The sequence below is a fragment of the Stenotrophomonas sp. TWI273 genome (genome assembly GCF_039674765.1).
GTDB lineage: Bacteria > Pseudomonadota > Gammaproteobacteria > Xanthomonadales > Xanthomonadaceae > Stenotrophomonas.
Genome location: NZ_JBDJOA010000006.1, coordinates 313,713 through 328,125, shown reverse-complemented (window position 1 = coordinate 328,125; position 14,413 = coordinate 313,713). Strand labels below are relative to the sequence as shown.

16 protein-coding genes are annotated in these 14,413 nt (G+C 68.1%); 5 read left to right on the top strand and 11 right to left on the bottom strand.

Annotated elements, in window-relative coordinates; all coding sequences use genetic code 11:
* The first annotated feature begins 87 nt into the window (after nucleotides 1-87).
* Complete coding sequence (gene apaG / locus ABE571_RS11270; RefSeq protein ID WP_121042792.1) at nucleotides 88-471, top strand: Co2+/Mg2+ efflux protein ApaG; 384 nt, start codon at nucleotides 88-90, stop codon at nucleotides 469-471.
* Nucleotides 472-484: 13 nt separating this feature from the next.
* Nucleotides 485-1,534 carry a symmetrical bis(5'-nucleosyl)-tetraphosphatase gene (locus ABE571_RS11265; protein ID WP_346493721.1) on the top strand — a complete coding sequence of 350 codons (1,050 nt, stop codon included), beginning with the start codon at nucleotides 485-487 and terminating at the stop codon, nucleotides 1,532-1,534.
* Between the two features lie 43 nt (nucleotides 1,535-1,577).
* Here ABE571_RS11265 and ABE571_RS11260 read toward each other — a convergent pair whose 3' ends face one another.
* The 8 genes from ABE571_RS11260 to ABE571_RS11225 form a co-directional block, all read right to left on the bottom strand.
* Entirely contained in the window at nucleotides 1,578-2,069 is a 492-nt protein-coding gene (locus tag ABE571_RS11260) for a dihydrofolate reductase (RefSeq protein WP_346493731.1), read from the bottom strand.
* Nucleotides 2,070-2,080: 11 nt separating this feature from the next.
* A complete protein-coding gene (locus ABE571_RS11255) occupies nucleotides 2,081-2,875 on the bottom strand; it encodes a thymidylate synthase (RefSeq protein ID WP_313219958.1) in 795 nt (264 codons plus the stop codon).
* On the bottom strand, nucleotides 2,872-3,762 hold the full coding sequence (gene lgt / locus ABE571_RS11250) for a prolipoprotein diacylglyceryl transferase (protein ID WP_313210136.1): 891 nt from the start codon (nucleotides 3,760-3,762) through the stop codon (nucleotides 2,872-2,874). The genes ABE571_RS11255 and lgt overlap by 4 nt, the downstream gene beginning before the upstream one ends.
* A gap of 85 nt (nucleotides 3,763-3,847) precedes the next feature.
* Nucleotides 3,848-4,336, bottom strand: a complete 489-nt coding sequence (locus ABE571_RS11245; protein WP_313210138.1) for a TPM domain-containing protein — start codon at nucleotides 4,334-4,336, stop codon at nucleotides 3,848-3,850.
* A complete protein-coding gene (locus ABE571_RS11240; protein WP_346483128.1) occupies nucleotides 4,336-5,232 on the bottom strand; it encodes a TPM domain-containing protein in 897 nt (298 codons plus the stop codon). The genes ABE571_RS11245 and ABE571_RS11240 overlap by 1 nt, the downstream gene beginning before the upstream one ends.
* Nucleotides 5,233-5,236: 4 nt before the next feature.
* Entirely contained in the window at nucleotides 5,237-5,887 is a 651-nt protein-coding gene (locus ABE571_RS11235) for a LemA family protein (protein ID WP_346481809.1), read from the bottom strand.
* Between the two features lie 140 nt (nucleotides 5,888-6,027).
* Complete coding sequence (locus tag ABE571_RS11230; protein ID WP_088433998.1) at nucleotides 6,028-6,777, bottom strand: TerC family protein; 750 nt, start codon at nucleotides 6,775-6,777, stop codon at nucleotides 6,028-6,030.
* 54 nt (nucleotides 6,778-6,831) lie between these two features.
* Nucleotides 6,832-7,212 (bottom strand): diacylglycerol kinase, encoded by a 381-nt coding sequence (locus ABE571_RS11225; RefSeq protein ID WP_070471748.1) that lies wholly within the window; start codon nucleotides 7,210-7,212, stop codon nucleotides 6,832-6,834.
* A gap of 234 nt (nucleotides 7,213-7,446) precedes the next feature.
* Here ABE571_RS11225 and ABE571_RS11220 point away from each other — a divergent pair, with 234 nt between their 5' ends.
* Nucleotides 7,447-8,154, top strand: coding sequence for an SGNH/GDSL hydrolase family protein (locus ABE571_RS11220; protein ID WP_313210146.1), 708 nt, complete (start codon nucleotides 7,447-7,449; stop codon nucleotides 8,152-8,154).
* 31 nt (nucleotides 8,155-8,185) lie between these two features.
* Here ABE571_RS11220 and ABE571_RS11215 read toward each other — a convergent pair whose 3' ends face one another.
* The 3 genes from ABE571_RS11215 to ABE571_RS11205 form a co-directional block, all read right to left on the bottom strand.
* Complete coding sequence (locus ABE571_RS11215) at nucleotides 8,186-9,457, bottom strand: HAMP domain-containing sensor histidine kinase (protein ID WP_313210148.1); 1,272 nt, start codon at nucleotides 9,455-9,457, stop codon at nucleotides 8,186-8,188.
* A 168-nt stretch (nucleotides 9,458-9,625) separates the two neighbouring features.
* On the bottom strand, nucleotides 9,626-10,339 hold the full coding sequence (locus ABE571_RS11210) for a response regulator transcription factor (protein ID WP_019182442.1): 714 nt from the start codon (nucleotides 10,337-10,339) through the stop codon (nucleotides 9,626-9,628).
* Between the two features lie 77 nt (nucleotides 10,340-10,416).
* Nucleotides 10,417-11,067, bottom strand: coding sequence for an arylesterase (locus ABE571_RS11205; RefSeq protein ID WP_313210151.1), 651 nt, complete (start codon nucleotides 11,065-11,067; stop codon nucleotides 10,417-10,419).
* Nucleotides 11,068-11,187: 120 nt separating this feature from the next.
* Between ABE571_RS11205 and ABE571_RS11200 the strand changes: the two genes are divergently transcribed.
* Nucleotides 11,188-11,790 (top strand): ATP-binding cassette domain-containing protein, encoded by a 603-nt coding sequence (locus tag ABE571_RS11200; RefSeq protein WP_313210153.1) that lies wholly within the window; start codon nucleotides 11,188-11,190, stop codon nucleotides 11,788-11,790.
* Nucleotides 11,787-14,273, top strand: coding sequence for an FtsX-like permease family protein (locus ABE571_RS11195; RefSeq protein ID WP_346462831.1), 2,487 nt, complete (start codon nucleotides 11,787-11,789; stop codon nucleotides 14,271-14,273). Before ABE571_RS11200 ends, ABE571_RS11195 begins: the two co-directional genes overlap by 4 nt.
* Nucleotides 14,274-14,413: the final 140 nt, after the last annotated feature.

The window sequence follows — 14,413 nt, the reverse complement described above, 5'->3', positions numbered from 1 at the left end:
GTAGAACCGCCTGACATCCATGACGGGGGCGCTGCCAGCTTGGGCAGCACTCATCTCATCGTGCACAACATTCACTAAACTGCCTGCATGAACGACGCTGCAAACTACGCGATCTCCGTCGAGGTCGCCCCCCGATTCCTCGATGACCAGTCCACCCCGGAGGACGGCCGCTACGCGTTCGCCTATACGATCCGCATCCTCAACCGGGGCCGCGTCGCGGCACGGCTGGTGGCCCGCCACTGGCGGATCACCGATGCCAATGGCCGCATCGAGCATGTCGACGGCGATGGGGTGATCGGCGAGCAGCCGCGGCTGCGCCCCGGTGAAGACTTCCGTTACACCTCCGGTGTCATGCTGGAGACCGAGCACGGCACGATGCAGGGGCACTACGACATGGTGGCCGATGACGGCACCGAGTTCGCCGCCCCCATCGCGCCGTTCGTCCTGACCGTTCCGCGCACACTGCACTGATGGAGGCGCACGCATGAGTGTCTGGGCCATCGGCGACCTGCAGGGCTGCTACGACGTCACCCAGCGGTTGCTGGAAAAAATCAAGTTCGACCCCGCGGTCGACAAACTGTGGTTCTGCGGCGACCTGGTCAACCGCGGTGGGCAATCGCTGGAAACCCTGCGCCTGGTCCATTCGCTGCGCGAGAGCAGCGTGATCGTGCTGGGCAACCATGACCTGTCCCTGCTTGCCGTCGGTGCCCGCACCGAGGAAGAGCAGCGCAAGGTCAACCCGGACCTGCTGCGGATCGTGCAGGCCGAGGACCGCGACGAACTACTGGAGTGGCTGCGCCTGCAGAAGCTGGCCCACGTGGACCGTGAGCTGGGCTGGATGATGATCCACGCCGGGCTGGCCCCGAAGTGGACCACCCAGCTGGCCGAGAAGCACGCCCGCGAGGTCGAGCAGCAGCTGCACGGCAGCGGCTACCGCAAGCTGTTCCGCAACATGTACGGCGACAAGCCGAGCTGGTCACCCGGCCTGGCCGGCTACGACCGCTCGCGCGCGATCATCAACCTGTTCACGCGCATGCGTTACTGCACGCCGCGGGGCCGGATCGGGATCGAGGACAAGGGCACGCCGGGCACCCAGGAACAGGGGCTGTATCCCTGGTTCGAAGTGCCGGGCCGCGCCGAGCGCGATCTGAAGATCGTCTGCGGGCACTGGTCCGCCCTCGGCCTGACCATCACCCAGGGCGTGCACGCGATCGATACCGGCGCGGTCTGGGGAGGCAAGCTCACCGCACTGCAGTTGGATACCGAAGAACTGCGCGTGGTGCAGGTGCCGGGCCGCGATGTGCCCAAGCCGGTCTCCGCGCCGCGTCCGCCGGCACGCCGGCCGGCCGTCGAGGGGGCGCCGCCGAACGGGCGTCCACCGCGTCAGGGTCAAGGCCAGGGCCGCGATCGTGGCCGCGGTGGCCAGGGCCGACAGGGCGGTGGTGCGAAGCCCGCGCAGAACGCCGAGCAGCAGCCGCGGCAACAGCAGCAGCCGCAGCCGCAGAACAACGACATCACCAGCGACGCCGAATGAGCCGCAGGCCGGTCAGTGCGACCGGCCTGCCTGCAGCGCGTGCTCAGGCCCGGCGGTAATCCACGAAATCGAACGCGTACGCGTGCCGCTCGTCGGCCGCGTGGTGTTCGCGCGCCACTTCCACCCACAGCGCCGGATCGACCGGCGGGAAGTGGGTATCGGCCGGTACCGTGGTCTGTACCCAGGTCAGGTGCAGATCGGTGGCCTGGGCCATGGCCAGGCGATAGATCTCACCGCCGCCGATCACGCACAGTTCTTCCGCGTCGGTGTCCGCCGCGGCCTGCAGCGCCTGCTCGATCGAGGCCACCGCCTGCATGCCGTCGAACGGCACCTGCCCGCTGCGGGTCAGCACCAGGTTCAACCGGCCCGGCAAGGCACGGCCGAGCGACTGCGCGGTCCTGCGCCCCATCAGGATCGGCTTGCCGACGGTCAGCGCCGTGAAGCGCTTGAGATCATCGGGCAGCTTCCACGGCAGGTCGTTGTCACGGCCGATGCCGTGGTCGCGGTCAAGCGCGGCGATCAGCGAGAGCTTCATGCGCGTGCCGCTCACACCGCCACCGGGGCCTTGATCGCCGGATGCGGGTCGTAACCATCGATGCGGATGTCATCGAACTGGAAACCGAACAGATCGGTCACCTCGGGGTTCAACCACAGTGTCGGCAGCGCGCGCGGCTCACGCGCGAGCTGTTGCCGGGCCTGCTCGAAGTGGTTCGAGTACAGGTGCGCATCACCCAGGGTGTGCACGAAATCGCCGACACCCAGCCCCGTTGCCTGCGCCACCATGTGGGTCAGCAGCGCATAGCTGGCGATGTTGAACGGCACGCCGAGGAAGATGTCGCCGCTGCGCTGGTAGAGCTGGCAGCTGAGCTTGCCGTCCACCACGTAGAACTGGAACAGGTTGTGGCACGGCATCAAGGCCATCTGCGACAGCTCGCCCACGTTCCAGGCGCTGACCACCAGCCGCCGCGAATCGGGGTTGCGCTTGATCTCGTCCACCAGCCACTGCATCTGGTCGATCGCGCCGCCATCGGCAGTGGCCCAGCTGCGCCATTGCTTGCCGTAGATCGGGCCGAGGTCGCCGTTGGCATCGGCCCACTCGTCCCAGATCCGCACCTGGTTGTCCTTGAGGTACCCGATGTTGGTATCGCCCTTCAGGAACCACAGCAGCTCGTGGATGATCGAGCGCAGGTGCAGCTTCTTGGTGGTGACCAGCGGGAAGCCGTCATTGAGGTTGAAGCGCATCTGCCAGCCGAACACGCTGCGCGTGCCGGTACCGGTGCGGTCGGATTTCTCCGTGCCGTGCTCCAGCACATGCTCAAGCAGTTCCAGATAGGCCTTCATGCCTTGGCTCCTTGGGCGGCGACCGGCAGCACCGGCTGCAGCACCGGCGCGCGGCGCGACAGCACCAGCAGCACCAGGCCGAACACCACCAGCGGCAAGCTCAGCAACTGGCCCCGGGTGAACCAGTCGAAGGCGAGGTAGACGCCGTTGTCGGGCATGCGCACGAACTCGACCGCGAAGCGGAAGATGCCATACATCAGCGCGAACAGGCCGGCGATGACGTAGCGGTGGCGCGGCTTGGCCGACACGGCCCACAGCACCACGAACATCACCAGGCCTTCCAGCAGCGCTTCATACAGCTGCGAGGGATGGCGGGCGTACGGGTTGAGCGCGCCGGTGGCGAACTCGGCCTTCAGCGTGGCCAGATCCAGCGCGTTCAACGGTGCCGGCAGGCCGCTCGGGAACACGACGCCCCAGCTGCCATCGGTGTACTTGCCCCACAGCTCGGCGCCGATGAAGTTGCCGATGCGGCCGAAGCCCAGGCCCAACGGGACCAGCGGTGCCATGAAATCGATCGTGTCGAACAGGTGCAGGCGATGCTTGCGCGACCACCACCACGCGGCGAACAGCACGCCGAGCAGGCCACCGTGGAAGCTCATGCCGCCGTCCCACACCTTGAACAGCAGCAGCGGGTTGTGCAGGAATTCGGAGGTGGCGTAGAACAGCATGTAGCCCACGCGGCCACCGACGACCACGCCGAGCATCGCGTAGAACAGCAGGTCGGAGAAGCCGTTGGCATCGACCCCGGGCAGGCGCCCGGCCGCGATCCGCTTGCGCCCCAGCCACCAGGCCGCAGTGAAGCCGAGCAGGTACATGATGCCGTACCAATGCACCTTGATCGGCCCGAGCGAGATGGCGATGGGGTCGATGTCGTGGAAATAGATCATGAAGGGCGCCTTGCAGGGATGCCGATATTCTAGCGCCGCCCGGGAGCGGCCTCGCGGCGGCCCCCGACCGCGCGATTGCCGGGCTTCAGCCCAGGATCTGCGGCGTGTCCGGCAGGCCGTCATCCTGTGACCCCGGAACGGGCGGATAGTGCCCGGCCAGCAGGTCCGAAACCTCTTCGATCGCCAGCAGCACGGCCTCCTGCAGCGCACCCTCGCGCAGCCGCTGCTGCATGTGCGCGCAGATGGCCAGCCACTGCGCCTCACCGATCCGGCCGCGCAGGCCGCGATCGGCGACCAGCTCGATCGCATGGTCGGCCAGCAGCAGGTAGATCAGCACGCCATTGTTGTGTTCGGTATCCCAGGTGCGCAGCTGGGCGAAGGCCTGCCCGGCGCGTTGCTGTGCGGTGATGCCCTGCCACAACGCGGCCAGCGGCAGATCCGCTTCCACCGCGAACATGACCTGGCCACCGTGGCGGCGCTCGCCGGCGGTGATCGCCTCGGTGATCGCCTGCAGCTGTGCGGGTGGGAAGGCGCGCCGCACCGACGGGGAGAACACATGCCGGAGCCAGCGCATCACCAGCCTCCCGAGGCGCCACCGCCTCCCGAACGCCCCCCCCCTCCGCCCCAGCCGCCTCCACCGCCGCCGAAGCCACCCCCGCCGCCACCGAACCCGCCACCGCCCCAGCCACCCCCACCCCAGCCGCCACTGCGCGCGAACACGCCGCCGCGGCCGGCCGACGTCAGGCCGACCAGCAGGCCCACCACGGCGGCCGCGCCACTGGCGACCACCAGCGAGGTGAACAGGAACGCCGCCACCCCGGCCCCGGCACCGCTCGCCAGCGCGCGCAGCGGTCGCGGCAGCCAGCCCAGCATCCCGCGCAGGAACAGACCGGCAAACAGGCCGATGCCCAGCGCCATCGTCCAGTTACCACCCGCCGGGGTGTCCTGGGCGCGATGCGTGCTGACCGGCGCGGGCAGCGCCTCGCCGTCGATCAGCTTGACCAGCGCGGCGCTGGCGTCGGTGAGGCCACCGGCGTAGTCGTTGCTGCGGAACCGCGGGGCCAGGTACTCCTGGATCACCCGGTTGGCGATCGCATCCGGGATCGCGCCTTCCAGGCCGTAGCCCGGCTCGATGCGGACCCGGCGATCGTCCTTGGCCACCACCAGCAGCACGCCGTCATCCACGCCCTTGCGGCCGATGGACCACTGCTCGAACACCCGCTGGGTGTACTGCTCGATGGTTTCCGGCGCGGTGGTCGGCACCATCAGGATCTGCAGCTGGCTGCCCTTGCGCTGCTGCAACGCCAACGCCTGCGCTTGCAGGGCCTGGATCTGCGCTGCGTCCAATGTGCCGGTGGTGTCCACCACCGGCGAGGACATCGGCGGGATGGCCGCCTGGGTCTGCGCCCAGGCCGGCAGCGCCAGCGCCAGGCAGAGCAGCAGCAGGCAACGCAGCAGGCGCGTGGTCACGGGCTCAGTTCGCCGGCTGTGGCTGCTGCTGCGGGGCGGGCGGCTGCGGCGCGGGCGCCGGCGCCGGTTCCTGCGAACCGAACTTGACCGCCGGCGGCTGCGAGATCTGCGCCTCGTTCTCCACCGTGAAGTTCGGCTTGGTCGCATAGCCGAACAGCTTGGCGGTGATCACCTGCGGGAACTGGCGGATGTAGGTGTTGTAGTCCTGCACCATCTGGATATAGCGGCCGCGCGCCACGGTGATGCGGTTCTCGGTGCCTTCCAGCTGCGCCTGCAGATCGCGGAAACCCTGGTCGGATTTCAGGTTCGGGTAGTTCTCGGTGACCACCAGCAGGCGTGACAGCGCACCGCTCAGTTCGCCCTGGGCCTGCTGGAACTGCTTCAGGGAGTCGGCGTCGTCGGCATTGACGTTGACCTGCCCCACGCGCGCACGGGCGTTGGTGACATCGGTCAGCACCTGGCGTTCCTGGTTGGCATAGCCTTCCACGGTCTGCACCAGGTTGGGGATCAGATCGGCGCGGCGCTTGTACTGGTTGAGCACCTCGGCCCAACCGGCCTTGACCTGCTCATCCTTCTGCTGGATGGCGTTGTAGCCACAGCCGGACAACAGGGAGGCCAGCACGGCCAGGCACAACAAACGGGAGAACGATCGCATGGCCGGCTCCGGATCTCGATGAACGGGATCCGGAGCATGCCACGTCTTGGGTAAAGCGGATGTGGTAACGGCGGTTGGTCGGTACCCACGGGTTGCCGACCCGGGTCGGCACCCACGGAATACCGACCAACGGTCGGTATCTACCAGTTGCCGGCACCCGGCACGTTGTGTGCCACGGCGCGACGGCGCATCAGCAGGTTCAGCCATTCCACGAGCACCGAGAAGCCCATCGCGGCGTAGATGTAGGGCTTGGGCACGTGCACGCTCAGGCCATCCAGGATGAGCACCACGCCGATCAGCAGGATGAAGGCCAGGGCCAGCATCTTCACGGTCGGGTTGGCATCGATGAAGCGGCCCAGCGGGTTGGCGGCCAGCAGCATCACGGCGACCGACAGCAGGATCGCGGCGACCATCACCGGGATGTGGTCGGCGATGCCCACGGCGGTGATCACCGAGTCCAGCGAGAACACGATGTCGATCACGGCGATCTGCGCGATCACCATGCCGAACACGGCCGAGGCCTTGGTGGTGGTCGGGTCTTCGTCTTCGCCGCCGGTGATCAGCTCGCGGATCTCCATGGTGCCCTTGATGATCAGGAACAGGCCACCGAGGATCAGCACCAGGTCGCGGATGGAGATGCCCATGCCGGCGATGGTGAACAGGTTGGCTTCCATGTGGGCCAGATAGGCCAGCGAGACCAGCAGCAGGATGCGGGTGATGCAGGCCACCGCGATGCCGAGCTTGCGCGCGAACGGACGGCGCGCCTCGGGCAGCTTGCTCACCGCGATCGAGATGAAGACCAGGTTGTCGATGCCCAGCACGATTTCCAGCGCGCTCAGCGTAAACAGGGTCAACCAGACATTGGGGTCGGACAACAACTCAAGGAACATGGACTTCCATCCTTACAGGGGGGATGACGCGCGTAACGCGTCAGAAGTGTTACGTCAGAGGATCTGCGGCAGCAGGATCAGGACCCAGCACACCAGTACGTTCATCATCAACACAAAGACCGCGGCCGAGCCCATGTCCTTGGCACGTCCGGCGAGCTCGTGGAACTCCGCGCCGTAGCGTTCGATCACCGCCTCGATCGCCGAGTTGGCCAGTTCCATGGCCAGCACCAGCAGCACCGAGCCGATCATCAGCGCACGCTCCACCGGGGTCTGGCCGAGCCAGAGCGCCAACGGGGCGAGCACGATCAGCAGGTAGACCTCCAGCCGGAACGAGGACTCGTGCAGCCAGGCCGCACGCAGCCCCTGCCAGGACCAGACCGCGGCCTTGAAGATGCGCTTGGGGCCGCGCGGCAGGTGGCCGATTTCATCCGCCATGGGCAGGTGCCCCGGTCGGCAACGCAGGCCGGAACGGCAGGAACAGCACACGGCAGACAGTCATGGGCATCGCTGAATGGGGCAGGCAATCCCTCATTTTGCCATAAGCCGGCCAAGCCATTGTCGAAGGCGGCCAACGCCCGTCCGTGGTAAAGCGCGGCGTGGCGGCAGCTTTTATGATGGACGCCTGCCCGTCCGGGCACCCGAGCGGGTGCCCCACCCCAGGAGTTGCCCATGCTGCATCGCCGTGCCCGCCCCCTTCTGCTCGCCCTTGCCCTGGGCGCCGCCCTGCCCGCGTTGGCCCGTACCCCGGCCCCCGCTGCGCCGCAGGTGCCCACCCAGGTCTCCAACGTGGCCTGGGCCGGCGACATGGCGCAGTTCGCGGCCCAGGACGCGACCAACCCGCCCCCGCGCGGGGGCATCGAGTTCATCGGCAGCTCCTCGATCCGCATGTGGGAGAGCCTGGCCACCGATTTTCCGGGCCAGCCGGTGTTCAACCGCGGCTTCGGCGGCTCGGAAGTGCGTGACAGCACCTGGTACGCCGACCGCATCGTGATCCCGTATGCGCCGTGCAAGGTGTTCTTCTACGCTGGCGACAACGACCTCAACAGCGGCCGCAGCCCGGCCCAGGTCCGCGACGACGTGGTGGCCTTCGTCAAGCGCGTGCACCGCGACCTGCCCAAGACCACGGTGGAAATCATCTCGATCAAGCCCAGCCCCTCGCGCGCGAACCTGCTGCCCGCGGTGGTGGAAGCCAACGGCTTGATCCAGACGGCGCTGGCCTCGCTGCCCAACACCGGCTACACCGATGTCTACACGCCGATGCTCGGTGCCGACGGCCAGCCGCGCGCCGCGCTGTTCCGCGAGGACATGCTGCACATGACGCCGGACGGCTATGCGATCTGGCGCAAGGCGCTGGCGCCCAAGGTGCAGTGCCACTGAGCCACGCGGGGAGGCGCAGCGCCTCCCCGACTCAGCGGTAGTGGATCGTGGCCTGGGTACCCTGCCCGGGCTCGCTGGTCAGGGCGATCTTCCAGCCGAAGCGGTCGCACAGCCGGCGCACGATCGACAGCCCCAGCCCGGTGCCCTGTGGACGGCTGGGCTCGGCACGATAGAACGGCTCGAACGCACGCCCGAGTGCTTCGGCGGACATCCCGATGCCGGTATCGCGCACGACCACGCGATCGTCTTCGACATCGACGTCGATCCGGCCTTCGTCGGTATAGCTGCAGGCATTGCGCAGCAGGTTGCTGACCACCACCTGCAGCACCCGCGGCGGCGCGTGCAGCATCACCGGGCCATGGCTGTGCAGGTGGATCTCCACGGGCCGCCCGGCAATCAGCTCGCGGGCGTTGTCGACCTCGTAGCGGACGATCTCGTTGACGTCGAACAGCTCGACCTGCGGCTCGACATCGGCCTCGCGGGCGAGGATCAGGAAGGCATCGATCACCGCTTCCATGTCACGCCCGGCGCGCTGGATGCGCTGCAGGCCGCGGCGCAGGCGCGGGGTCATGTCCTGGTCGCCCAGCGCCATGTCGCTGGCCACCCGGATCACGGTCAGCGGGGTGCGCAGCTCATGGCTGGCATCGCGGGTGAAGTTGCGCTCGCGCGCGACGTGCGCGGTGACCTTGGTGGCCAGCGAGTGCAGCGCCGCGGCCAGCTGGCGGGTCTCGCCCTGCATGTCGGCCGGCAGCTTGGCCGGGGCCAGATCGGCCGCTTCCGGATGCCCGGGGTCCCATCGCGAGACGCGCCGGGCCAGCCAGTTCACCGGGGATACCAGGCGTTTGGAGGCGCGATAGGTGATCCACGAGGCGCCGTAGACGGCCAGCAGGGTCAGCAGCACCGGCACGACGCCGAACCAGAACGCCAGCATCTCCGCGCGCGAACGCAGGAACACCAGGTACAGGCGGCCTTCCGGACGCGCATCGACCAGCACCAGCTGGTCGTCGTCCTTGAGCTCATGGAAGCCGGGGGTGAGCGTGCGCAGGTTGGCCGGCAGGCTCAGCGGCGACTGCCCGGTCTCGAGCAGGTAACCGCGGATGTTCTGGGTATTGGGCGGCGGCTGCACCGGCGAGGCCTCGTGCAGTTGCCAGTAGTAGCCGGCTTCTTCCTGCAGCGCGCTGCTGACCAGGCTGTGCTTGATCACCAACGACACCAGCCAGGCACCCAGCAGGATGCCCAGGCTGGCGAGCACGGCTTGGAGGATGAAGACGATGCGGATCTTGCGCGGCAGACCGTGCGGCATTACGGGGTCCAGGGCGGTTCGCGGCGATTATAGGAAAGCTTGCCGTGAGTCCATCGTGCAAACCATGACAACGGCCCGGCAGATGCCGGGCCGTCATGCTCCAGAGGGTACCGGAGGATCGGATCGCTCATGCCGCCCGCAGGCGGCCGAGCGGCGATCGACCGCCCATCAGCTCATCGGCTGGGCGATATCGGCAATACGGTAGCCGGCGCTCTGCACGGTGTGCAGCAGCGGGCGGTCGAACGGCTTGTCGATGATCTTGCGCAGGTTGTACAGATGGCTGCGCAGGGTGTCCGAGTCGGGCAGACCATTGCCCCAGATCTCGCGTTCGATTTCCTGGCGGGTCACCACACGCGGCGATTCGCGCATGAGGATCGTCAGCAGGCGCAGGCCGATCGGCGAGAGCTGCAGTTCGGTGCCGGCACGCGTCGCGCGCATACTGACCGGATCGAGCACGAGGTCGGCGACCTTGAGCACTTCCGAGCCGACCTGGCGACGCTCGCGACGGATCAGCGCGCGCAGACGGGCTTCCAGTTCCTGGATCGCGAACGGCTTGGTCAGGTAGTCATCGGCGCCGAACCCCAGGCCGGTGAGCTTGTCGTCCAGCGTGTCGCGCGCGGTCAGCATCAGCACCGGCGTGGACTTGCGCGCGTCGTTGCGCAGGCGGCGACAGACTTCGATGCCGTCCAGACGCGGCAGCATCAGGTCCAGCACGACCACGTCGTAGCTGTTCTCGGCCGCCAGACGATAACCGTCCAGCCCATCCTGGGCGTAGTCGACTTCGAAGCCGCGCCCTTCCAGGTACTCGCCGATCATCTCGGAAATATTACGGTTGTCTTCGACCACCAGCACCAGGCCGGAGGTCTCCTTTGTCTGACGCATGGGATTCCCTCTTTCTTCAGCTTTGTGAAACATGCCGCATCGCCAGTGGACGCGGTGTGAAGTTCCTCACACACCGATCAAAGCAGGGGTTTGAGCAGCGGCCAGACGTTGTCCAGCACCTGCGGCTGCGCAGCTGCGGTGGGGTGCAGCCCGTCGGCCTGCATCAGGTTCGGCTTCAAGGCCACCCCTTCGAGCAGGAACGGCAGCAGCGGCACGTCGTACTGCTTGGCCAGCGCCGCGTAGGTCTGGCGCAGGCGCTGGCGGTAGGCTGGGCCGTAGTTGGGCGGCACATCGATACCCAGCAGCAGCACCTTGGCGCCCGCCTTCTGGCTGGCCACGATCATCTTTTCCAGGTTGCCCTGCAGTTGCGCCGGGGTCAGTCCGCGCAGCGCATCGTTGCCGCCCAGTTCGATCACCACCACGGACGGCCGATGCTTCTCCAGCAGCCCTGGCAGGCGGGTCAGCGCGCCGGCGGTCGTCTCGCCGCTGATGCTGGCGTTGATGATCGCCGGCGGCGCCTTGATCTGTTGTTTGACCCGCTGCTGAAGCAGGTTTACCCAGCCCGACGCGGCCGGGATATTGTGGGCGGCACTGAGGCTGTCGCCGACCACCAGCACCGCCGCACGGGTGTCCGGAGCTTTGGCACAGGCCAGCATCGGCATCAGCAGCAACCCTGCCAGCAGCCAGCCCATCGAGGCCACGCGGCCCATTCCACTTGCTTGGTTCATTGGAGAATCCTCATCGACAGCCTGTCCCCCCGCAGCGCGCCCGTCGCCATCGCCGCCCACAACGTGGGCAAGTCCGCACGTGGCCCGGAGGGTGAAGTCCACATACTGGACAACATTGACATGACCGTCCATGAAGGCGAGAGCGTGGCGATCGTCGGCGCTTCAGGTTCGGGCAAGACCACCCTGCTCGGCCTGCTCGCCGGCCTGGACCTGCCCAGCCACGGCACCATCGCGCTGGCCGGCGCCGCGCTCAACACGCTCGATGAGGAAGCCCGCGCGCAGCTGCGCGCACGCGAGGTCGGCTTCGTGTTCCAGAGCTTCCACCTGCTGCCGGCACTGACCGCCGAAGAGAACATCGCGCTGCCGCTGGAACTGGCCGGCCGCGAAGATCCCGCGCGGGTGCGCGAGGTCTTGGAACAGGTCGGCCTGGGCCATCGTGCGCGTCACTACCCGCGCCAGCTTTCCGGTGGCGAACAGCAGCGGGTGGCGCTGGCCCGTGCGTTCGTGGCGCGGCCGCGCATCCTGTTCGCCGATGAGCCGACCGGCAGCCTGGACCAGGCCACCGGGCAGCAGATCAGCGACCTGCTGTTCGCGCTCAACGCCACCAGCGATACCACCCTGGTGCTGGTCACCCATGACCTGCGCCTGGCGCAGCGCTGCGAGCGCATCTACCAGCTCGACGGTGGCCGCCTGGCCGACACCGTTGCCGGCGCAGGCGCATGAATGTCGTGCGCCATGCGGCGCGTGCGCTGCGCCGCGAATTCCTGGCCGGCGATCTGCTGACCGTGTTCGCCGCACTGGTGTTGGGCGTGGCGGTGATGACCGCCGTCGGGACATTGGTCAACCGCGTGACCCTGGCACTGACCGGCAGCGCGGCGGAGATGCTTGGCGGTGATCTGGGCCTGAGCGGCCGTGAGGACATCCCGCAGACCTTCGCCGACGCGGCGCGCGAGCGCGGCTTGGCCAACACGCGCATGGTCAGCTTCCCCAGCGTGCTGTTCCATGGCGATGACAGCCAGATGGCCAACATCAAGGCGGTCGCCGATGGCTACCCGCTGCGCGGTGAACTGCGGGTCAGCCGCACGCTGCATGACAGCGCCAGCGAAACGGCAGGAACGCCGCCACCGGGCCAAGCGTATGCCGATCCCCGCCTGATGCAGGCGCTTGGCCTGCAGGTGGGCGATGCACTGGAATTCGGCGCGGGCACGTTGACCGTGACCCGCGTGCTGCAGGCCGAGCCGGATACCTCCGGTGAGCTGATGCAACTGTCGCCGCCGCTGCTGGTGAACCGCATCGATGTGGATCGCGCCGGCCTGCTGGGGCCGGGCAGCCGCGCGTCGTACCGGATGATGTTCGCCGGTGCGCCGGGGCAGATCGAGGCCTTCCGCGAATGGCTCACGCCGCAGGCCAAGGGCTACCGCATTGTCGGCATCGCCGATGCCCAGCGCGGTGTACGCGGCGCGTTCGATCTGGCCGGGCGCTTCCTGTCGCTGGCCGCGTTGCTGGCGGTGTTGCTGGCCGGTGTCGCCACCGCACTGGCGGCCAACCGCTTCGCGATGCGACGCATCGACCAGGTCGCGATCCTGCGCTGCCTGGGGGCGCGCCAGCGCGACATCCTCACCGCGATGGCGCTGCAGCTGGTGATGCTGGCGATACCGGCCTGCCTGGTCGGTATCGGGCTGGGCATGGCTGCCCAGGCCGGGCTGGTGCAGGCACTGGGCGGGTTGATTCCGAACCGCCTGCCCCTGCCGCAGGCCACGCCGGCACTGAGTGGAGCCGGCATCGGGCTGGTCCTGCTGCTGGGCTTTGGTCTGCCGCCGCTGCTGCGCCTGCGCAGCGTGCCGCCGATGCGCGTGCTCAACCGCAGCTTCGCCGCGCTGCCGCCGAGTTCGATGCTGGTCTATGCCGCCGCATTGGCGGCCACCGTGGCGCTCACCATGCAGGCCACCGGCGATGTGAAACTGGCGACGTGGGTGCTCGGCGGGCTGGCCGCGCTGGCGGCACTGGCCGGTGCGCTCGGCGCGCTGCTGCTGTGGCTGCTGCGTGGGCTGCAGCCGCGCCTGCGCGGGCGCTGGAAGCTGGGCCTGGCTTCGTTGACGCGACGCCGCGGGCTGGCGGTGATGCAGCTGGTCGGCCTGTCGCTGTCGCTGTGTTCGCTGCTGCTGCTGTCGGTGATCGGTCCGGGGCTGTTGGCGCAGTGGCGCGATCGCCTGCCGACCGATACACCGAACTACTTCCTGATGAACATCCAGCCCGAGCAGCGCGATGCGGTGCTGGCCACGTTGGGTGGGCTCGGGGTGGTCGCGCCGGGCATCGAGCCGTTCAGTACCGGCCGCCTGCTCGCGGTCAACGACCGGCCGCCGCAGCGGCAGGCGCGCGAGGACAACAGCAACGAGGAAGACGATGCCAACCGGCCGGTCAATTTTTCGTGGCGGCATGATTTCCCGCCGGCCAATACGCTGCTCAGCGGGACGTTCTGGAAGGCGGGCAGCACCGCGGCCGAGGCCTCGATCGAGCAGGGCTGGGCCGAGCGTTACGGGATGACGCTGGGCGACACGGTGACGCTGCAGATGGGCGATCAGGAGCGCAGTTTCACGATCACCAGCATCCGCAAGGCGGACTGGGATTCGTTCCGGGTCAACTTCTTCCTGCTGCTCAACGAAGGCGCGGTTGCCGATGCGCCGTACAACCTGATCACCGCCTTCCATCTGCCACGCGCGCAGGCACCGGCGCTGGCCGGGCTGACCCGGGCGTACCCGAACATTTCACTGTTGGATATCGACGGCATCCTGGAGCGGGTGCGCGAGGTGGTGGATCGGGTGAGCCAGGCGGTGCAGCTGGTGATGGGCTTCAGTCTGCTGGCCGGGCTGCTGGTGTTGCTGGCGGCGTTGCAGGCGACGGCTGGTGAGCGGCGCTACGACAGTGCGGTGCTGCGTACGCTGGGGGCAACGCGCCGTCAGCTGCGCGGTGCGGTGCTGGTGGAGTTTGGTGCGCTGGGGCTGTTGTCGGCGTTGTTGGCGGTGGGCGCGGCGGCGCTGCTGGGCACGGTGGTGGCGCGGCAGGTGTTCGAGTTGACGCTGAGCCCGCCGTGGGGACCGTTGTTGGTGGGCGGTGGGTTGGGTGTGCTGTTGAGCATGCTGGCCGGCTGGTGGGGCACGCGGCGGATTCTGCATACGCCGCCGGCGTTGGCGCTTCGGGAGGCGTGAGTTGGGGCGCCGTTGCATTGAAAGCGAAAGCAAAAGCGACGGCGTCTTGGTGTTCATGGCCTGAAGGCTGGCGGGCAGCCCTGCCCAGGACGCGCCGTAAACCCGTCCCTGGGGGCTCGTGGGCGCCATCCTTGGCGCCC

Coding starts and splice junctions, on each gene's coding strand:
- apaG (WP_121042792.1), top strand. CDS start 88: ATGAACGACGCTGCAAACTACGCGATCTCCGTCGAGGTCGCCCCCCGA.
- ABE571_RS11265 (WP_346493721.1), top strand. CDS start 485: ATGAGTGTCTGGGCCATCGGCGACCTGCAGGGCTGCTACGACGTCACC.
- ABE571_RS11260 (WP_346493731.1), bottom strand. CDS start 2,069: ATGAAGCTCTCGCTGATCGCCGCGCTTGACCGCGACCACGGCATCGGC.
- ABE571_RS11255 (WP_313219958.1), bottom strand. CDS start 2,875: ATGAAGGCCTATCTGGAACTGCTTGAGCATGTGCTGGAGCACGGCACG.
- lgt (WP_313210136.1), bottom strand. CDS start 3,762: ATGATCTATTTCCACGACATCGACCCCATCGCCATCTCGCTCGGGCCG.
- ABE571_RS11245 (WP_313210138.1), bottom strand. CDS start 4,336: ATGCGCTGGCTCCGGCATGTGTTCTCCCCGTCGGTGCGGCGCGCCTTC.
- ABE571_RS11235 (WP_346481809.1), bottom strand. CDS start 5,887: ATGCGATCGTTCTCCCGTTTGTTGTGCCTGGCCGTGCTGGCCTCCCTG.
- ABE571_RS11230 (WP_088433998.1), bottom strand. CDS start 6,777: ATGTTCCTTGAGTTGTTGTCCGACCCCAATGTCTGGTTGACCCTGTTT.
- ABE571_RS11225 (WP_070471748.1), bottom strand. CDS start 7,212: ATGGCGGATGAAATCGGCCACCTGCCGCGCGGCCCCAAGCGCATCTTC.
- ABE571_RS11220 (WP_313210146.1), top strand. CDS start 7,447: ATGCTGCATCGCCGTGCCCGCCCCCTTCTGCTCGCCCTTGCCCTGGGC.
- ABE571_RS11215 (WP_313210148.1), bottom strand. CDS start 9,457: ATGCCGCACGGTCTGCCGCGCAAGATCCGCATCGTCTTCATCCTCCAA.
- ABE571_RS11210 (WP_019182442.1), bottom strand. CDS start 10,339: ATGCGTCAGACAAAGGAGACCTCCGGCCTGGTGCTGGTGGTCGAAGAC.
- ABE571_RS11205 (WP_313210151.1), bottom strand. CDS start 11,067: ATGAACCAAGCAAGTGGAATGGGCCGCGTGGCCTCGATGGGCTGGCTG.
- ABE571_RS11200 (WP_313210153.1), top strand. CDS start 11,188: ATGACCGTCCATGAAGGCGAGAGCGTGGCGATCGTCGGCGCTTCAGGT.
- ABE571_RS11195 (WP_346462831.1), top strand. CDS start 11,787: ATGAATGTCGTGCGCCATGCGGCGCGTGCGCTGCGCCGCGAATTCCTG.